Below are 15,092 nucleotides of genomic sequence, written 5' to 3' on the forward strand. Positions count from 1 at the left end.
CTTCGGCGCCTCCAGCCTGCTCAACGACCTGTTGATGCAGCGCCAGAAGCTGAGCACCGGGCGTTACTCCGGTCCCGACTACGTGACGGTGGACTGATCACCATGGCATCCCTCTTCGAGTACGCACCGGCCCCCGAGTCCCGCTCGGTCGTCGACATCGCCCCCTCCTACGGGCTCTTCATCGACGGAGAGTTCACCGAGGCCGCCGACGGCAAGGTCTTCAAGACGGTCTCCCCGTCGTCCGAGGAAGTCCTCGCCGAGGTCGCCCGGGCGGGCGCCGCCGACGTGGACCGCGCCGTCAAGGCCGCCCGCCGGGCCTTCGAGAAGTGGTCCGCGCTGCCGGGCTCCGAGCGCGCCAAGTACCTCTTCCGCATCGCCCGGATCATCCAGGAGCGCAGTCGCGAGCTGGCCGTCCTGGAGACCCTGGACAACGGCAAGCCGATCAGGGAGACCCGCGACGCGGACCTCCCGCTGGTCGCCGCGCACTTCTTCTACTACGCGGGCTGGGCCGACAAGCTCGACCACGCGGGCTACGGCGCGAACCCCCGCCCGCTGGGCGTGGCCGGCCAGGTCATCCCGTGGAACTTCCCGCTCCTCATGCTCGCGTGGAAGATCGCCCCGGCGCTCGCCACCGGCAACACGGTCGTCCTCAAGCCCGCCGAGACCACGCCCCTGTCGGCGCTGTTCTTCGCGGACATCTGCCGCCAGGCGGGCCTGCCCAAGGGCGTCGTCAACATCCTCACGGGCTACGGCGACGCGGGCGCGGCCCTCGTCGAGCACCCGGACGTCAACAAGGTCGCCTTCACCGGCTCCACGGCCGTCGGCAAGCGCATCGCCCGCACGGTCGCCGGCACCGACAAGAAGGTCACCCTGGAGCTGGGCGGCAAGGGCGCCAACATCGTCTTCGACGACGCCCCCGTCGACCAGGCCGTCGAGGGCATCGTCACCGGCATCTTCTTCAACCAGGGCCAGGTCTGCTGCGCGGGCTCGCGCCTGCTGGTCCAGGAGTCGATCCACGACGAGCTGCTGGACTCCCTCAAGCGCCGCCTCTCCTCGCTGCGCCTGGGCGACCCGCTCGACAAGAACACCGACATCGGCGCGATCAACTCCGCCGAGCAGCTCGCCCGGATCACCGCGCTCGCCGAGACCGGCGAGGCCGAGGGCGCCGAGCGCTGGTCCCCGGAGTGCGAGCTGCCGTCCGCCGGCTACTGGTTCGCCCCGACGCTCTTCACGAACGTCACCCAGGCGCACACCGTCGCCCGCGACGAGATCTTCGGCCCGGTGCTGTCCGTGCTGACCTTCCGCACGCCCGACGAGGCGGTCGCGAAGGCCAACAACAGCCAGTACGGCCTCTCCGCCGGCATCTGGACGGAGAAGGGCTCGCGCATCCTGGCGGTCGCGGGCAAGCTCCGCGCGGGCGTCGTGTGGGCCAACACGTTCAACAAGTTCGACCCGACCTCGCCGTTCGGCGGCTACAAGGAGTCGGGCTTCGGGCGCGAAGGCGGCCGTCACGGCCTGGAGGGGTACCTCGATGTCTGAGTCGTCGTCGACGCGTCTGAGTGTCTTCAAGACCTACAAGCTGTACGTCGGGGGCAAGTTCCCCCGCTCCGAGAGCGGCCGGGTGTACGAAGTGACCGACTCGAAGGGCAAGTGGCTGGCCAACGCCCCGCTGTCCTCCCGCAAGGACGCCCGTGACGCGGTCGTCGCCGCCCGCAAGGCGTTCGGCGGCTGGTCGGGCGCCACCGCGTACAACCGCGGACAGATCCTCTACCGCGTCGCGGAGATGCTGGAGGGCCGCCGCGAGCAGTTCGTCCGCGAGGTCGGCGAGGCCGAGGGCCTGTCCAAGTCCAAGGCGGCCGCCGTCGTGGACGCGGCCATCGACCGCTGGGTCTGGTACGCGGGCTGGACCGACAAGATCGGCCAGCTCGTCGGAGGCGCCAACCCCGTCGCGGGCCCGTTCTTCAACCTGTCCACCCCGGAGCCGACCGGTGTGGTCACGGTCGTGGCCCCGCAGGACTCCTCGTTCCTGGGCCTGGTCTCCGTGATCGCCCCGGTGATCGCGACGGGCAACACGGCCGTCGTCATCGCCAGCGAGAAGTCCCCGCTCCCCGCCCTCTCCCTGGGCGAGGTGCTGGCCACCTCCGACCTGCCGGGCGGCGTGGTCAACATCCTGTCCGGCAAGGCCGCCGAGATGGGCCCGCACCTGGCGTCCCACCAGGACGTCAACGCGATCGACCTGGCCGGTGCCGGTGCGGAGCTCGCCAAGGAGCTGGAGATCGCCGCGGCCGACAACCTCAAGCGCGTCCTGCGTCCACAGCCTGTGGACGACTGGACCGCCGACCCGGGGACCGCGCGCATGACGCCGTTCCTGGAGACCAAGACCGTCTGGCACCCCACGGGTTCGCTGGGCGCGGGCGGCTCCTCGTACTAGCGGCCGTCTCCCGCGGGCCGTCCCGTCAGGGGAGGGCCCCGCACGAACCGGCCCCGGCAGCGTCCCCCGCGCTGCCGGGGCCTTCCCGTGCCCGCGGCCCGCTACCCCTTCGGGAGGGCCGGTCCGAGCAGCGAGGACACCGCCGCGGTGGGCAGCTCGCCGACCGAGGGCCCCTGGGTCAGGATGCCGGTGACCATGCCGGTGCCGACGGACGGGAAGTCCGCGACCTTGGTGGCCACGCCGTTGTCGAGCGGGTCCACGCCGGTGTGGGCGAGCGGGTTCACCTTGAGGTTCGAGATCGGGTCGGCGACCCCGGACAGGGCCGCCGGTACGGACAGCTCGCCGGCCTGGGCGCCCCCGGCGGCCATGGCCAGCGCCGCGCCTGCCATGGAGACGGTCAGGCCCGCGGTGCGGAGCCGGTTCGGGGTGGAGGGGGCTGCGTGACGTGCCATGGGAATCCCGCCTGAGGTCGTAGTCGCGTGCGCACGCAGCGTAGTTGAGGTGTGATCCTCGATACCAACCGGCCACCGGGAGGATCCCCTACCCGGGGGAATGGTTCAGACTGGTGTCCCGTGAGCTCTTCCTCTCCTTCGCCGACCCGAGTCGTCCTGCTGACCGGTCCGTCGGGCTCCGGCAAATCCTCGCTGGCCGCCCGCTCGGGGCTGCCCGTGCTGCGCCTCGACGACTTCTACAAGGAGGGCGACGACCCCACCCTCCCGCTGGTCGCCGGCAGCTCCGACATCGACTGGGACTCCCCGGGCTCCTGGGACGCGGACGCCGCGGTCGCCGCGATCGCCGCGCTCTGCGCGACCGGCCGCACCGACGTCCCGGTCTACGACATCGCGACCAGTTCCCGCACGGGCACCGAGACCCTGGACATCGTCCGCTCCCCGCGGACCCCGCTGTTCATCGCGGAGGGCATCTTCGCCGCCGACATCGTGAACCGCTGCCAGGACATGGGCCTGCTGGCGGACGCCCTGTGCCTGCGCGGGCGCCCCTCGACGACCTTCCGGCGGCGCCTTGCCCGCGACCTGCGCGAGGGCCGCAAGTCGGTGCCGTTCCTGCTGCGCAGGGGGTGGCGGCTGATGCGGGCCGAGCGGGACATCGTGGCCCGGCACAGCGCCCTCGGCGCGCACGCCTGCGCCCGGGACGAGGCCCTGGGCAGGCTGGCCGCCGCCGCGGCGGGCCGCCACCGCACGCCCGCCACCACGGTGTAGGAACGCGGAACACGGGCCGGGGGAGGCCCGGCCCGTAGAGCACCCGCCCCCCTCCCGCGGGGGCTCCGGGCATGCGAAAGGGCGGGAACGAGCGGACCCCCGGCCGCTCGTTCCCGCCCCTTTCCCCCCGTTCCCCGTCCCACCCCCGAGGGACGGGCCCCCGGCCCGTTGGTCCGTACGGCGGCGCGTTACGCCACCAGCTCCTCGAAGGACTCCGCCTCGTCGTTGCCGAAGCTGAGCGCCTTGTCGTCGCGCAGCCGGCGCAGCGAGCGCCAGATGCTCGACTTCACCGTGCCGACGCTGATCCCGAGGATCTCGGCGATCTCCGGGTCGGTGCGGCCCTCGTAGTAGCGCAGCACCAGCATCGTGCGCTGCGGCTCGGGGATCCGGGCCAGCGCCTGCCACAGCACCGCGCGCAGCTCCGTGCCGCGCATCGCGTCCGTGTCGGAGGCCGTCTCCGGCAGCTCCTCCGTCGGGTACTCGTTGAGCTTGCGCCGGCGCCAGGCGCTGATGTGCAGGTTGGTCATCGTGCGGCGCAGGTACCCGCCGACGGCGGCCTTGTCGCTGATGCGGTCCCAGGCCCGGTACGTGGAGAACAGCGCGCTCTGCAGCAGGTCCTCGGCCTCGTGCCGGTCACCGGTGAGGTGGAAGGCCGTCGCGTAGAGGGCGGACCGGCGCTCCTGGACGTACGCCGTGAACTCGGCCTCCGCGGCGGCGGACGGCTGCGCCGCCGGCGCCGGGACGGCGGGGGGCGGCTGGTACGTGTTCGCGTCGATGGCCACCACGTGCGACTGCCGGGGGCGGGCGACCGCGACCGTACGGACACCCGCCCGGCGGTTCACATCGTGCAGCCGCGTGACAACCGCGCCGGTGTTGATGCTGTGCAGCGTGTTCATCTCGCGCCCCCCGTCGTGGAGTCTGCTCCGGTCCGTGCTTCGTTCGATGACTGAAGCCTGCCCGGCCGACTTAACCGGGGTGTCCGTCGACTGTCACAGGCCTGTCACAGCGGCCCCGTCGAGATCGCCCGCTCCCGACGGTCGAACTCCCGACGGCCGATGGGACAGAATGAGCCCGTGCCTTTCCTGTTGCTGATCGAGGACGACGACGCCATCCGCACGGCCCTCGAACTCTCCCTGTCACGCCAGGGCCACCGAGTGGCCACCGCGGCGACGGGCGAGGACGGCCTGAAACTGCTGCGCGAGCAGCGGCCGGATCTCATCGTGCTGGACGTGATGCTGCCCGGGATCGACGGCTTCGAGGTGTGCCGGCGCATCCGCCGCACCGACCAGCTGCCGATCATCCTGCTCACCGCGCGCAGCGACGACATCGACGTGGTCGTCGGCCTGGAGTCCGGCGCCGACGACTACGTGGTCAAGCCCGTCCAGGGCCGGGTCCTCGACGCCCGCATCCGGGCCGTGCTGCGCCGCGGCGAGCGCGAGTCCACCGACTCGGCGAGCTTCGGCTCGCTGGTCATCGACCGCGCCGCCATGACCGTCACGAAGAACGGCGAGGACCTCCAGCTCACCCCGACCGAACTGCGGCTGCTCCTCGAACTCAGCCGCCGCCCCGGCCAGGCGCTGTCCCGCCAGCAACTGCTGCGCCTCGTCTGGGAGCACGACTACCTCGGCGACTCGCGGCTCGTCGACGCCTGCGTGCAGCGGCTGCGCGCCAAGGTCGAGGACGTGCCGTCCTCGCCGACGCTGATCCGTACCGTCCGCGGCGTCGGTTACCGCCTGGACTCCCCGCAGTGATCCGGGCGCTGCTCGCGGGCCGGCGCTGGACCAGCCTGCGGCTGCGGCTCCTGATGGTCTTCGCGCTGGTCGCGCTGACCGCCGCCGTCTCCGCCTCCGGAATCGCGTACTGGCTCAACCGCGAGGCGGTCCTGACCCGTACGCAGGACGCCGCCCTCGGCGACTTTCGGCAGGAGATGCAGAACCGGGCCGCGGCCCTCCCCGCGGACCCGACGGCCGAGGAGATGCAGCGGACCGCCGAGCTGATGGCGGGCAGCAGCCCCGGGTACAGCGTGCTCCTGGTCCACGAGGGCACGGACGGCCGCGAGGTGTTCGGCGCGGCCGGACCCGACTCCTTCGGGCTGGACGACGTACCGCAGTCCCTGCGGCACGCGGTCGACGACCGGCAGAAGACGACGTCGGCCAACGACTCCGAATACCACGTGTACTGGCAGCGGACGAAGCCGCAGGGCAATCCGTACCTGGTCGGCGGGACACGGATCGTGGGCGGCGGGCCGACCGGCTACATGTACAAGTCCCTCGCCCAGGAGCGCGACGACCTGAACGCGCTGGGCTGGTCGCTGACGATCGCGACCGGACTGGCCCTGCTCTGCTCGGCGCTGCTCGCGCAGGCCGCGGCGCGGACCGTGCTCAAGCCCGTACAGCGCCTCGGCGACGCGGCGCGGCGGCTCGGCGAGGGCGAACTCGACCACCGGCTGGCCGTGTCGGGCACGGACGAACTCGCGGACCTGTCGCACACCTTCAACAAGACGGCGGAAGCGCTGGAGAAGAAGGTCGCCGACATGAGCGCGCGCGAGGAGTCCAGCCGGCGCTTCGTCGCGGACATGTCGCACGAGCTGCGCACCCCGCTGACGGCCCTGACGGCGGTCGCCGAGGTACTGGAGGAGGAGGTCGACCACCTCGACCCGATGATCGCGCCGGCGGTGGCGCTGGTGGTGAGCGAGACGCGGCGCCTCAACGACCTGGTGGAGAACCTGATGGAGGTCACCCGCTTCGACGCGGGAACGGCCCGGCTGGTCCTCGACGATGTGAACGTCGCCGACCAGGTCACCGCCTGCATCGACGCCCGGGCCTGGCTGGACGCGGTCGAACTCGACGCGGAGCGGGGCATCGTGGCGCGGCTCGACCCGCGCCGGCTCGACGTCATCCTGGCCAACCTGATCGGCAACGCACTCAAGCACGGCGGCTCGCCGGTGCGGGTGTCGCTGGCGGTGGAGGGGGAGTGGCTCGTCATCGCGGTGCGCGACAACGGGCCGGGCATCCCCGAGGAGGTGCTGCCGCACGTCTTCGACCGCTTCTACAAGGCGAGCGCGTCGCGGCCGAAGTCGGACGGCAGCGGGCTCGGCCTGTCGATCGCCGTGGAGAACGCGCACATCCACGGCGGTGACATCACCGCTGCCAACGCGACGGGGGGCGGTGCGCTGTTCACGCTGCGGCTGCCCGTGGACGTGGGGAAGGTGAGCGGGGATGACGAGGCGTAGGCGGGCGGTCCGGAGACCGGCGGTGCGGGGGCGGGCGGTGCGGAGACCGGTGGTGTGGAGGCCGGGGCCGTCGAGGCCGGGGGCACTGGTCCTGCCGTGCCTGGCGCTCGTGGCGGGCCTGGTCTCCGGGTGCGGGATCCGGGCGACGACCGTGCCGGTGGACGTGGGGCCGGCGCCCTCGCGGGTGTCGTGCGACACCCCGGACCAGGCCTCGGACCAGGGCGGGGTGCAGGGCTTCCGGGCGTCGGTGGAACTGGTCTGCGGGTCGCAGCTGGTGGGCGTGGAGCGGATCGTCCCGGTGCCCGAGAAGCGGGTCGTGCGCGACCCGGTGGCGCTGGTCGCGCAGGCGCTGCTGGAGGCGCTGGAGAAGTCGCCCTCGTCCCAGGAACGGGACGCCGGCTTCACCACCGGAGTGCCCGCGGGCCTGAGCGCGGGCGCGCCGAGGCCGGGCGATCCGGCGGGGACGGTGCGCCTCAGCCGCAAGCCGGAGGACCTGCCGCCGGTGGCACTGTCGCAGATCGTCTGCACGCTGGCGGGCAACGAGGCGGTGTCGGCGGGCCCGGGGCCGGTGGTCCTGGGCGGTCCCGACGCGGATCCGCCGCGGGAGTGGGAGTGCACGGAGGCGGTGCGTTCGCGGCCCGAGTCGGTGCCGACGCTGGGCGAGCTCGTACGGCCGTCGGCGAAGCCGTCCTGACGCCCCCGCCCCGGGCCGGGGCGGGGCGGGCTGACGGGCCGGCCACGGGTGGGACGCCCGCCCGGGATCCGACGAGGGCCTGAGCCGGGGCGGCCCCGCGGTTCTGCGGCACGGCCGACGGGGGCGGGTGCGGGGGCCGACGGACGGAGTCCGGCGCGGCGGCCCGAAGCCCGTGAGGCGCCCCGGCGCCGAGTGGCGCCAGGGGGCGCGTCGAAAGGGCCAGGCCGTCTCTTTCGGATCGTGTCGGCCGAGTCCGCGTGGTCCTGCCGTGCATCGCAAGGCGGAGGGCCGGCCGAGTACTGGACGTACTCGGCCGGCCCGACAACGCGGCGAGGCGCGGTGCCGGGCAGCGCGGACCCGGCACGATCCGAAAGAGGCGGCCTAGATCCCGGCGGCCGCCGCGAGGTCCTTCTTGACCGCGTCGAGGATCTCCTGGCCGCGGGTGCGGGCCGCGGGGAGGCCGGCGGCCTCGGCGACCGGGACCACCACCTCCAGGTAGCACTTCAGCTTCGGCTCGGTGCCGGAGGGGCGCACGATCACCCGGGCCTTGTAGTCGCCGTCCAGGTAGTAGCGCAGGCCGTCCGTGGGCGGCAGCGCCGCCGTACCGACGGACAGGTCCTCCGCCGAGACGACCCGCAGACCGGCGAGGGACACCGGGGGCTCGGCCCGCAGCGCGGCCATCGCCGAGGCGATCACCGACAGGTCCGAGACGCGGACCGACAGCTGGTCGGTGGCGTGCAGGCCGTGGGCCAGTGCCAGGTCGTCCAGCAGGTTGGTCAGGGTGCGGCCCTGCTCCTTCAGCTCCGAGGCCAGCTCCGCCACCAGCAGGGCGGCGGTGACGCCGTCCTTGTCGCGGACGCCCTCAGGGTCCACGCAGTAGCCGAGCGCCTCCTCGTAGCCGTAGCGCAGACCCTCGACGCGCGCGATCCACTTGAAGCCCGTCAGGGTCTCCTCGTAGCCGACGCCCGCCGCCTCGGCGATCCGGCCCAGCAGGCTGGACGAGACGATCGACTCGGCGAAGACGCCCCGCGCGCCCTTGCGCACCAGGTGCGCCGCCAGCAGCGCGCCGACCTCGTCGCCGCGCAGCATCCGCCAGCCGGTGGCCGACGCGCCGTCCGGGACGGCGACCGCGCAGCGGTCCGCGTCCGGGTCGTTGGCGATCACGATGTCGGGGTTCACCCGGGCGGCCGTCGCGAAGGACAGGTCCATCGCGCCCGGCTCCTCCGGGTTGGGGAACGCCACGGTCGGGAAGGCCGGGTCGGGTTCGGCCTGCTCGGCGACCAGGACCGGCTCGGGGAACCCGGCGCGGGCGAAGGCCGCCAGGACGACGTCCTTGCCGACGCCGTGCATGGCCGTGTACACCGTCCGTACGCCCCGGGCGGACCCGGGGGTCAGGACGGCGTCCGTACGGGCCAGGTAGGCCTCCAGTACCTCGTCGCCGAGGTCCTCCCAGCCGGACTCCGGGCGGGGGACCGAGGCGAGGGTGTCCACGCGCGCGATCTCCGCCGCGATGCCCACGTCGGCCGGGGACACGATCTGCGAGCCGTCGCCGAGGTAGACCTTGTAGCCGTTGTCCCGGGGCGGGTTGTGGCTCGCGGTCACCTCGACGCCGGCGACGGCGCCCAGGTGCCGTATGGCGTACGCGAGGACCGGCGTCGGCAGCGGGCGGGGCAGGACGGCCGCGCGCAGGCCGGCGCCCGTCATGACCGCCGCGGTGTCGCGGGCGAAGTCCGCCGACTTGTAGCGGGCGTCGTAGCCGACGACGACCAGGCCGCCGGCGTGGCCCTCGGCCTTCAGGTAGGCCGCGAGGCCCGCCGCCGCCCGGATGACCACGGCGCGGTTCATCCGCATCGGGCCCGCGCCCAGCTCGCCGCGCAGTCCGGCGGTGCCGAACTGGAGCGTGCCGGCGAAGCGGTCCGCGAGCCCGGCCGTGTCGCCCCCGTCGAGGAGCGCGGCGAGCTCGGCCGCCGTCTCGGGATCCGGGTCCTCCGCCAGCCAGGCCCGCGCCCGGGTGATCAGGTCGTCCTGTTCCTGCACTGCTTCCGCCTTACCTCTCGTACCTCTGGGCCCCGCGGCCCCTCGTGTGCCCGCTCAGATGCGTGCGAGGACCCGGGTCAGCAGCGTGCCCATGCGCGAAGCCGAGTCGCGGCCGGCCTGGAGCACCTCTTCGTGGTTCAGCGGCTCGCCCGACAGGCCGGCCGCCAGGTTGGTCACCAGGGAGATGCCCAGCACCTCGGCGCCGGCCTCGCGGGCGGCGATGGCCTCCAGCACGGTGGACATGCCGACCAGGTCGGCGCCCATCACGCGGATCATGTTGATCTCGGCCGGGGTCTCGTAGTGCGGGCCGGGGAACTGGACGTAGACGCCCTCTTCGAGGGTCTCGTCGATCTCCTTGCACAGCGCGCGCAGGCGCGGCGAGTAGAGGTCGGTGAGGTCCACGAAGTTCGCGCCGACGATCGGCGAGGTCGCCGTGAGGTTCAGGTGGTCGCTGATCAGGACCGGCTGGCCGGGCTTCATGCCCTCGCGCAGACCGCCGCAGCCGTTGGTCAGCACGATGGTCTTGCAGCCGGCGGCGACCGCGGTGCGCACGCCGTGGGCGACGGCGGCGACGCCGCGGCCCTCGTAGTAGTGGGTCCGGCCGAGGAAGAGCAGCGCGCGCTTGTCGCCGATCTTGTACGAGCGGATCTTGCCGCCGTGTCCCTCGACGGCGGGGGGCGGGAAGCCGGGCAGCTCGGTGACCGGGAACTCGGCCTCGGGCGCACCGAGCGCCTCGGCGGCGGGGGCCCAGCCGGAGCCCATCACGAGGGCGACATCGTGGGTCTCGGCGCCGGTCAGCTCGCGCAGACGGGCGGCTGCGGCGTCGGCGGCGGCGAAGGGGTCGGTAACAGATGCGTTCACGCGGACGAGCGTAACCGCTCAATCCCTACGCGCGTAGATGGCGCAGCTCACGGTGTTCGGATCGTTGCCTTGTCGTTTCCGCCGAATCGTCCCCCTCGGGCGGGGCGGGAGCCGGTGCGGGACCCGTGCGGGGCGGGCGCCGGGCTGCCGGGGCCGGGCGGTGGGGCGCTGGGCCGGTGGGGCGCCGGGCTGCTCGGGCGGGCCGCGGGGCTCAGCAGGGGCGCTTGCGCAGTTCCATCACGTAGTCGTGCGGGGCGCCGGCGGACTCGGCCGCGTCGGCCAGCTCGCCCAGGTAGCGCGCGGAGGGCAGGCCGCCCTCGTATCCGTTCAGGACGTACACCCAGGCCGCCTCCTCGCCGTCGAGGGTGTGGACGCGCACCCGCATGCGGCGGTAGATGTCGAGCCCGACGCCCTCCCAGCGGTCCATCGAGTCCTCGTCGAGCGGCGCGATGTCGTAGAGGGCGACGAAGATCTGGTGGCGCGGGGCCTCCACGATCGTCACGAGTGCGCCCTCCCAGCCCATCTGCTCGCCGCCGAAGGTCAGCCGCCAGTCGTTGAGCCAGCCCGTGCCGCGCAGCGGCGAATGGGGAGCGCGGCGCGTCATCAGCCGCGGGTCGAGGTTGCCGGCGTACGCGGCGTAGAGCGACATGTGGTCGAGGGTACGGGAGGGGCGGCCGTGGCCGCGTTCCCGGATGGAGGGACCGGGCGCGAAGCACCGTGATGCGTGCGGGACAATGGGGCACGGAATGCATCCCCCGGGGAGACCCCCCGGAACACCGGCCGGGGCGGCAGCCGACCGGGTAGACGTGAGGCGGACTTTTCGTGACCCGGATCGTGATCATCGGCGGTGGACCCGGCGGGTATGAGGCAGCCCTGGTGGGGGCCCAGCTCGGCGCGGAGGTGACCGTCGTCGACTGCGACGGTCTGGGTGGAGCGTCGGTCCTGACCGACTGCGTCCCCTCGAAGACGCTCATCGCGACGGCCGAGGTCATGACGACCTTCGACTCGTCGTACGAGGAGCTCGGCATCGTCGTCGCGGACGACACCCCGCACATCGAGCAGGCCGCGCGCGTCGTCGGCGTGGACCTCGGCAAGGTGAACCGGCGCGTCAAGCGCCTGGCGCTCGCCCAGTCCCACGACATCACCGCCTCCGTCACCCGGGCCGGCGCCCGGGTCATGCGCGGGCGCGGCAAGCTCGGCGGCCCCCAGGGCATCGACGGGACGCGGGACGTCATCGTCACGGCCGCCGACGGCTCGGAGACGATCCTGACGGCCGACGCCGTACTGATCGCGACCGGCGGGCACCCCCGCGAGATCCCGGACGCGATGCCCGACGGCGAGCGCATCCTGAACTGGACGCAGGTCTACGACCTGGAGGAGCTCCCCGAGGAGCTCATCGTGGTTGGCTCCGGCGTGACGGGCGCCGAGTTCGCCGGCGCGTACCAGGCCCTCGGCTCCCGGGTGACGCTGGTCTCCTCCCGCGACCGGGTGCTGCCGGGCGAGGACCCCGACGCCGCCGCCGTACTGGAGGACGTCTTCCGCCGCCGCGGCATGAACGTGGTGGGGCGCTCGCGCGCCGAGTCCGCGAAGCGGGTCGGCGACCGGGTCGAGGTCACGCTGTCGGACGGCCGCGTGCTGACCGGCACGCACTGCCTGATGGCGGTCGGCGCGATCCCGAACACCAGCAACATGAACCTGGAGGAGTCGGGCGTCCGCCTCAGGGACTCCGGGCACATCTGGACCGACAAGGTGTCCCGTACGTCGTCCCCCGGCGTGTACGCGGCCGGCGACGTCACCGGCGTCTTCGCCCTCGCCTCGGTCGCCGCCATGCAGGGCCGCATCGCGATGTACCACTTCCTCGGCGACGCGGTCGCCCCGCTGGACCTGAAGACGGTCTCCTCGAACGTGTTCACCGACCCCGAGATTGCCACCGTGGGCTACACCCAGGCGGACGTGGACTCCGGCAAGATCGACGCGCGGGTGGTGAAGCTTCCGCTGCTGCGCAACCCGCGCGCGAAGATGCAGGGCATCCGCGACGGCTTCGTGAAGATGTTCTGCCGCCCGGGCACGGGCATCGTGGTCGGCGGCGTGGTCGTCGCCCCGCGGGCGAGCGAGCTCATCCACCCGATCTCGATCGCGGTCGACAACAACCTGACGGTCGAGCAGATCGCAAACGCGTTCACCGTGTACCCCTCGCTGTCCGGTTCGATCGCCGAGGCGGCCCGCCAGCTCCAGACCCGCAAGGCGGAAGGCAAGGCCTGATCGCCCCAACCGCCCCATGCCGCACGGGCGTTGGGGCGGTACGCGGGGGTGTGGCCGTCCGTTCACCCAAGGCTCGGGCTGCGTATACCACTAGTCGCCCTGCCATACGGACAACTTCGGTATTCCGGCGGAAGGAGCTGAAAGCAGACGGTCGTTGGGGTTACTGTCAGTTTCGTGTTCGCTGCAGAACGTCGCCAATTGATCCTCGAAATGGTGCGGGCCAACGGAGCGGTATCGCTCCGGGAGCTCGCCCGCGTCGTCCAGACCTCCGAAGTGACCGTACGGCGGGACGTGCGGGCGCTGGAGGCAGAAGGACTCCTCGACCGCCGGCACGGCGGTGCGGTCTTGCCGGGCGGTTTCACGCGGGAGTCCGGCTTTCCGCAAAAGTCCCATCTCGCGACGGCGGAGAAGACCGCCATCGCCGACGTCGCGGCCTCCCTCGTGGAAGAGGGCGAGGCCATCGTCGTCGGCGCGGGTACCACGACCCAGGAGCTGGCCCGCCGGCTCGCCCGGGTGCCCGGCCTCACCGTGGTGACCAACTCCCTCCTGGTCGCCCAGGCGCTGGCCCATGCCAACCGGGTGGAGGTCGTCATGACCGGCGGCACCCTCCGCGGCTCCAACTACGCGTTGGTCGGCAGCGGTGCGGAGCAGTCCCTCCAGGGGCTGCGCGTCTCGCGGGCCTTCCTGAGCGGGAGCGGCCTCACGGCCGAGCGCGGCCTGTCCACGTCCAACATGCTCAGCGCGAGTGTGGACCGGGCCCTCGTCCAGGCGGCGGCGGAGGTGGTGGTCCTGGCGGACCACACGAAGCTGGGCACGGACACCATGTTCCAGACGGTGCCGACCGACGTCATGACCCGCCTGGTCACGGACGAGCCCCCGCCGCACGACGACCGCGCGGCCACGGAGCTCCAGGCCCTCGCCGACCAGGGCGTACAGATCACGGTGGCGGGCTCGACCCACCCGGGCGCCGCGGGCGACCCGATGCAGGGCCGCCGCCCCCGCCGCGACTCCCCCCTCCCGGTCCAGCGCCGGTCCACCCCGCCGTCGCCACTGCGCAGCGCGTCGGCCCTCCCGGACCCGGGGGACCGCGAGCGGGAACGGGCGAGGGTGGCGGACATGCGGAGGCGGTAGGACGCGCGCGTCGATCGATGCACAAGGGGCGGCGCCCCGGTCCGGAGCGTTGTGTCCGGGACGGGGCGCCGCTTGCGTTCCGTCTCTTGTCCTATGCGGTTATCCGATGGTGAGGAAGGTGCTCCATCCGTCTTCGTCGCGTCCGACGGCTGCGCCTACGGCGGTGTTGCCGCCCTTGAAGAGCCACGTGTTGCCGCCGGTGGTGCCGAGGACGAGGGGGAGCGCGGCGCGGCCCCAGCCGGTGGTGGCGTAGGTCAGGTCGAGGCCGCCTTCGGAGCCGGCTTGGCTGGCGAGTGAGTCGAGGATGGCTCAGCCGGTCGCCCAGGGCTTGCCCTTGCGCAGGGCCAGGCCGCGGTTGGCGTTGGCGTTGTCGCGGGCGGCCCAGCCGGTGGCGAGCTTGCGGTAGGAGGTGAAGCTGCCGGAGAACGCCCAGAAGCCGTCGGCGTCCAGGGCGAACATGTCGCCGAGTCCGTCACCGTCGAAGTCTTCGACGACGAAGATCTGCCGGAACGTTGCCGGGGCCGGCGCGGACAGCGGCAGCTGCATCCGAGTGACAGCGTGCCCCACCGGCCGTTCGCGGCCTCGGTCACCAGGTTCCCAGCGCAGCAGCGACATCCAGTTGACGGAGGTCTGGTTCATCACCACGGAAAACAGGCTGGAAAAGAGAAGGGTGTGAGGTGGATCCACGGTGAGTGACAAGGAGACGTATTACTTGTTCGCCGGTCTGGCCCGTGCGGGAGAGATCCCCACGGAGTCGTTCCGGGAACGGGACGTCGAAGGCTTGTGGCGTCGGCTCACGAGTGACGCGACGGAACTCTACGGCGAGCCGTACGAGGTGACGCAGAGCTCTTCCCAGCTCTTCAGCCACTTTCAGGCGGACAACTTCTTCGTCCAGCTCATCGTGGACTTCGGAACAAACGACTGGCCCCGCAACATGGTTCCGGCGTCGCTGCGGATCGCCCATGCGGAGGATGCGAAGGCGTTCGCGCACGTGCTGTACGACCACCTCGACGGCAGGGGCTACTACCTGGCCCTGGAGGAGAACGACAGCTGGTTCGTCCGGTGCAACTACACGGACGTTTCCGAGTTCCAGTAGGCCAGGCCGGCGGCCGACCGCAATGAAGACGGCCCGCACTCCCCGGAAGGGGAGTGCGGGCCGTCTTTCGTAGGTCCGGGCGTCAGTCCTTGATCTCGCAGATGAGGGCGCCTGAGGTGAGGGAGGCGCCG

15 protein-coding genes and 1 pseudogene are annotated in these 15,092 nt (G+C 72.5%); 10 read left to right on the plus strand and 6 right to left on the minus strand.

What is annotated here, in order from left to right; translation table 11 throughout:
- From ACFWW8_RS36835 to ACFWW8_RS36845, 3 genes and pseudogenes are all read left to right on the plus strand, one after another.
- A pseudogene (locus ACFWW8_RS36835) lies at positions 1 to 97 on the plus strand (deoxyribose-phosphate aldolase); the annotation flags it as partial.
- 5 nt (positions 98 to 102) lie between these two features.
- On the plus strand, positions 103 to 1,539 hold the full coding sequence (locus ACFWW8_RS36840) for an aldehyde dehydrogenase family protein (RefSeq protein ID WP_386536848.1): 1,437 nt from the start codon (positions 103 to 105) through the stop codon (positions 1,537 to 1,539).
- Positions 1,532 to 2,431 carry an aldehyde dehydrogenase family protein gene (locus tag ACFWW8_RS36845; RefSeq protein ID WP_386536851.1) on the plus strand — a complete coding sequence of 300 codons (900 nt, stop codon included), beginning with the start codon at positions 1,532 to 1,534 and terminating at the stop codon, positions 2,429 to 2,431. The genes ACFWW8_RS36840 and ACFWW8_RS36845 overlap by 8 nt, the downstream gene beginning before the upstream one ends.
- A gap of 101 nt (positions 2,432 to 2,532) precedes the next feature.
- Here the strand turns inward: ACFWW8_RS36845 and ACFWW8_RS36850 are convergent, their stop codons facing one another.
- Positions 2,533 to 2,883, minus strand: coding sequence for a hypothetical protein (locus ACFWW8_RS36850; protein ID WP_386536854.1), 351 nt, complete (start codon positions 2,881 to 2,883; stop codon positions 2,533 to 2,535).
- A 54-nt stretch (positions 2,884 to 2,937) separates the two neighbouring features.
- Between ACFWW8_RS36850 and ACFWW8_RS36855 the strand changes: the two genes are divergently transcribed.
- Positions 2,938 to 3,648 carry a uridine kinase gene (locus ACFWW8_RS36855; RefSeq protein ID WP_386536879.1) on the plus strand — a complete coding sequence of 237 codons (711 nt, stop codon included), beginning with the start codon at positions 2,938 to 2,940 and terminating at the stop codon, positions 3,646 to 3,648.
- A gap of 188 nt (positions 3,649 to 3,836) precedes the next feature.
- Here the strand turns inward: ACFWW8_RS36855 and ACFWW8_RS36860 are convergent, their stop codons facing one another.
- Positions 3,837 to 4,544 (minus strand): SigE family RNA polymerase sigma factor, encoded by a 708-nt coding sequence (locus ACFWW8_RS36860; RefSeq protein WP_386536856.1) that lies wholly within the window; start codon positions 4,542 to 4,544, stop codon positions 3,837 to 3,839.
- Between the two features lie 177 nt (positions 4,545 to 4,721).
- On the opposite strand from ACFWW8_RS36860, the gene afsQ1 reads away from it, so the two are divergent.
- Genes afsQ1 through ACFWW8_RS36875 form a run of 3 tightly spaced genes read left to right on the plus strand, consistent with a single transcriptional unit; the run spans position 4,722 to position 7,574 of the window.
- Complete coding sequence (gene afsQ1, locus ACFWW8_RS36865) at positions 4,722 to 5,399, plus strand: two-component system response regulator AfsQ1 (protein WP_267723259.1); 678 nt, start codon at positions 4,722 to 4,724, stop codon at positions 5,397 to 5,399.
- Between the two features lie 53 nt (positions 5,400 to 5,452).
- Positions 5,453 to 6,880: a sensor histidine kinase gene (locus ACFWW8_RS36870; RefSeq protein ID WP_386536881.1), complete on the plus strand. Its 1,428-nt coding sequence runs from the start codon at positions 5,453 to 5,455 to the stop codon at positions 6,878 to 6,880.
- A gap of 49 nt (positions 6,881 to 6,929) precedes the next feature.
- A complete protein-coding gene (locus ACFWW8_RS36875; RefSeq protein WP_386536859.1) occupies positions 6,930 to 7,574 on the plus strand; it encodes a hypothetical protein in 645 nt (214 codons plus the stop codon).
- Between the two features lie 381 nt (positions 7,575 to 7,955).
- Here ACFWW8_RS36875 and ACFWW8_RS36880 read toward each other — a convergent pair whose 3' ends face one another.
- The 3 genes from ACFWW8_RS36880 to ACFWW8_RS36890 all read right to left on the minus strand — a co-directional run bounded on the left by ACFWW8_RS36880 (position 7,956) and on the right by ACFWW8_RS36890 (position 11,121).
- Positions 7,956 to 9,611 carry a phospho-sugar mutase gene (locus tag ACFWW8_RS36880; protein ID WP_386536862.1) on the minus strand — a complete coding sequence of 552 codons (1,656 nt, stop codon included), beginning with the start codon at positions 9,609 to 9,611 and terminating at the stop codon, positions 7,956 to 7,958.
- Positions 9,612 to 9,665: 54 nt separating this feature from the next.
- Positions 9,666 to 10,472 carry a purine-nucleoside phosphorylase gene (locus ACFWW8_RS36885; protein ID WP_386536865.1) on the minus strand — a complete coding sequence of 269 codons (807 nt, stop codon included), beginning with the start codon at positions 10,470 to 10,472 and terminating at the stop codon, positions 9,666 to 9,668.
- Between the two features lie 211 nt (positions 10,473 to 10,683).
- Positions 10,684 to 11,121 (minus strand): gamma-glutamylcyclotransferase, encoded by a 438-nt coding sequence (locus ACFWW8_RS36890; protein WP_386536868.1) that lies wholly within the window; start codon positions 11,119 to 11,121, stop codon positions 10,684 to 10,686.
- A 173-nt stretch (positions 11,122 to 11,294) separates the two neighbouring features.
- Between ACFWW8_RS36890 and ACFWW8_RS36895 the strand changes: the two genes are divergently transcribed.
- Both ACFWW8_RS36895 and ACFWW8_RS36900 read left to right on the plus strand, forming a co-directional pair.
- Positions 11,295 to 12,734 (plus strand): NAD(P)H-quinone dehydrogenase, encoded by a 1,440-nt coding sequence (locus tag ACFWW8_RS36895; RefSeq protein ID WP_386536871.1) that lies wholly within the window; start codon positions 11,295 to 11,297, stop codon positions 12,732 to 12,734.
- A 210-nt stretch (positions 12,735 to 12,944) separates the two neighbouring features.
- A complete protein-coding gene (locus ACFWW8_RS36900; protein ID WP_386536883.1) occupies positions 12,945 to 13,865 on the plus strand; it encodes a DeoR/GlpR family DNA-binding transcription regulator in 921 nt (306 codons plus the stop codon).
- A gap of 309 nt (positions 13,866 to 14,174) precedes the next feature.
- On the opposite strand, the gene ACFWW8_RS36905 is transcribed toward ACFWW8_RS36900, so the two are convergent.
- On the minus strand, positions 14,175 to 14,510 hold the full coding sequence (locus ACFWW8_RS36905; RefSeq protein WP_386536874.1) for a hypothetical protein: 336 nt from the start codon (positions 14,508 to 14,510) through the stop codon (positions 14,175 to 14,177).
- 43 nt (positions 14,511 to 14,553) lie between these two features.
- Between ACFWW8_RS36905 and ACFWW8_RS36910 the strand changes: the two genes are divergently transcribed.
- Positions 14,554 to 14,961 (plus strand): hypothetical protein, encoded by a 408-nt coding sequence (locus tag ACFWW8_RS36910; protein WP_386536877.1) that lies wholly within the window; start codon positions 14,554 to 14,556, stop codon positions 14,959 to 14,961.
- Positions 14,962 to 15,092 lie beyond the last annotated feature (131 nt).

The sequence above is a fragment of the Streptomyces sp. NPDC058701 genome, assembly GCF_042715295.1.
Lineage (GTDB): Bacteria > Actinomycetota > Actinomycetes > Streptomycetales > Streptomycetaceae > Streptomyces.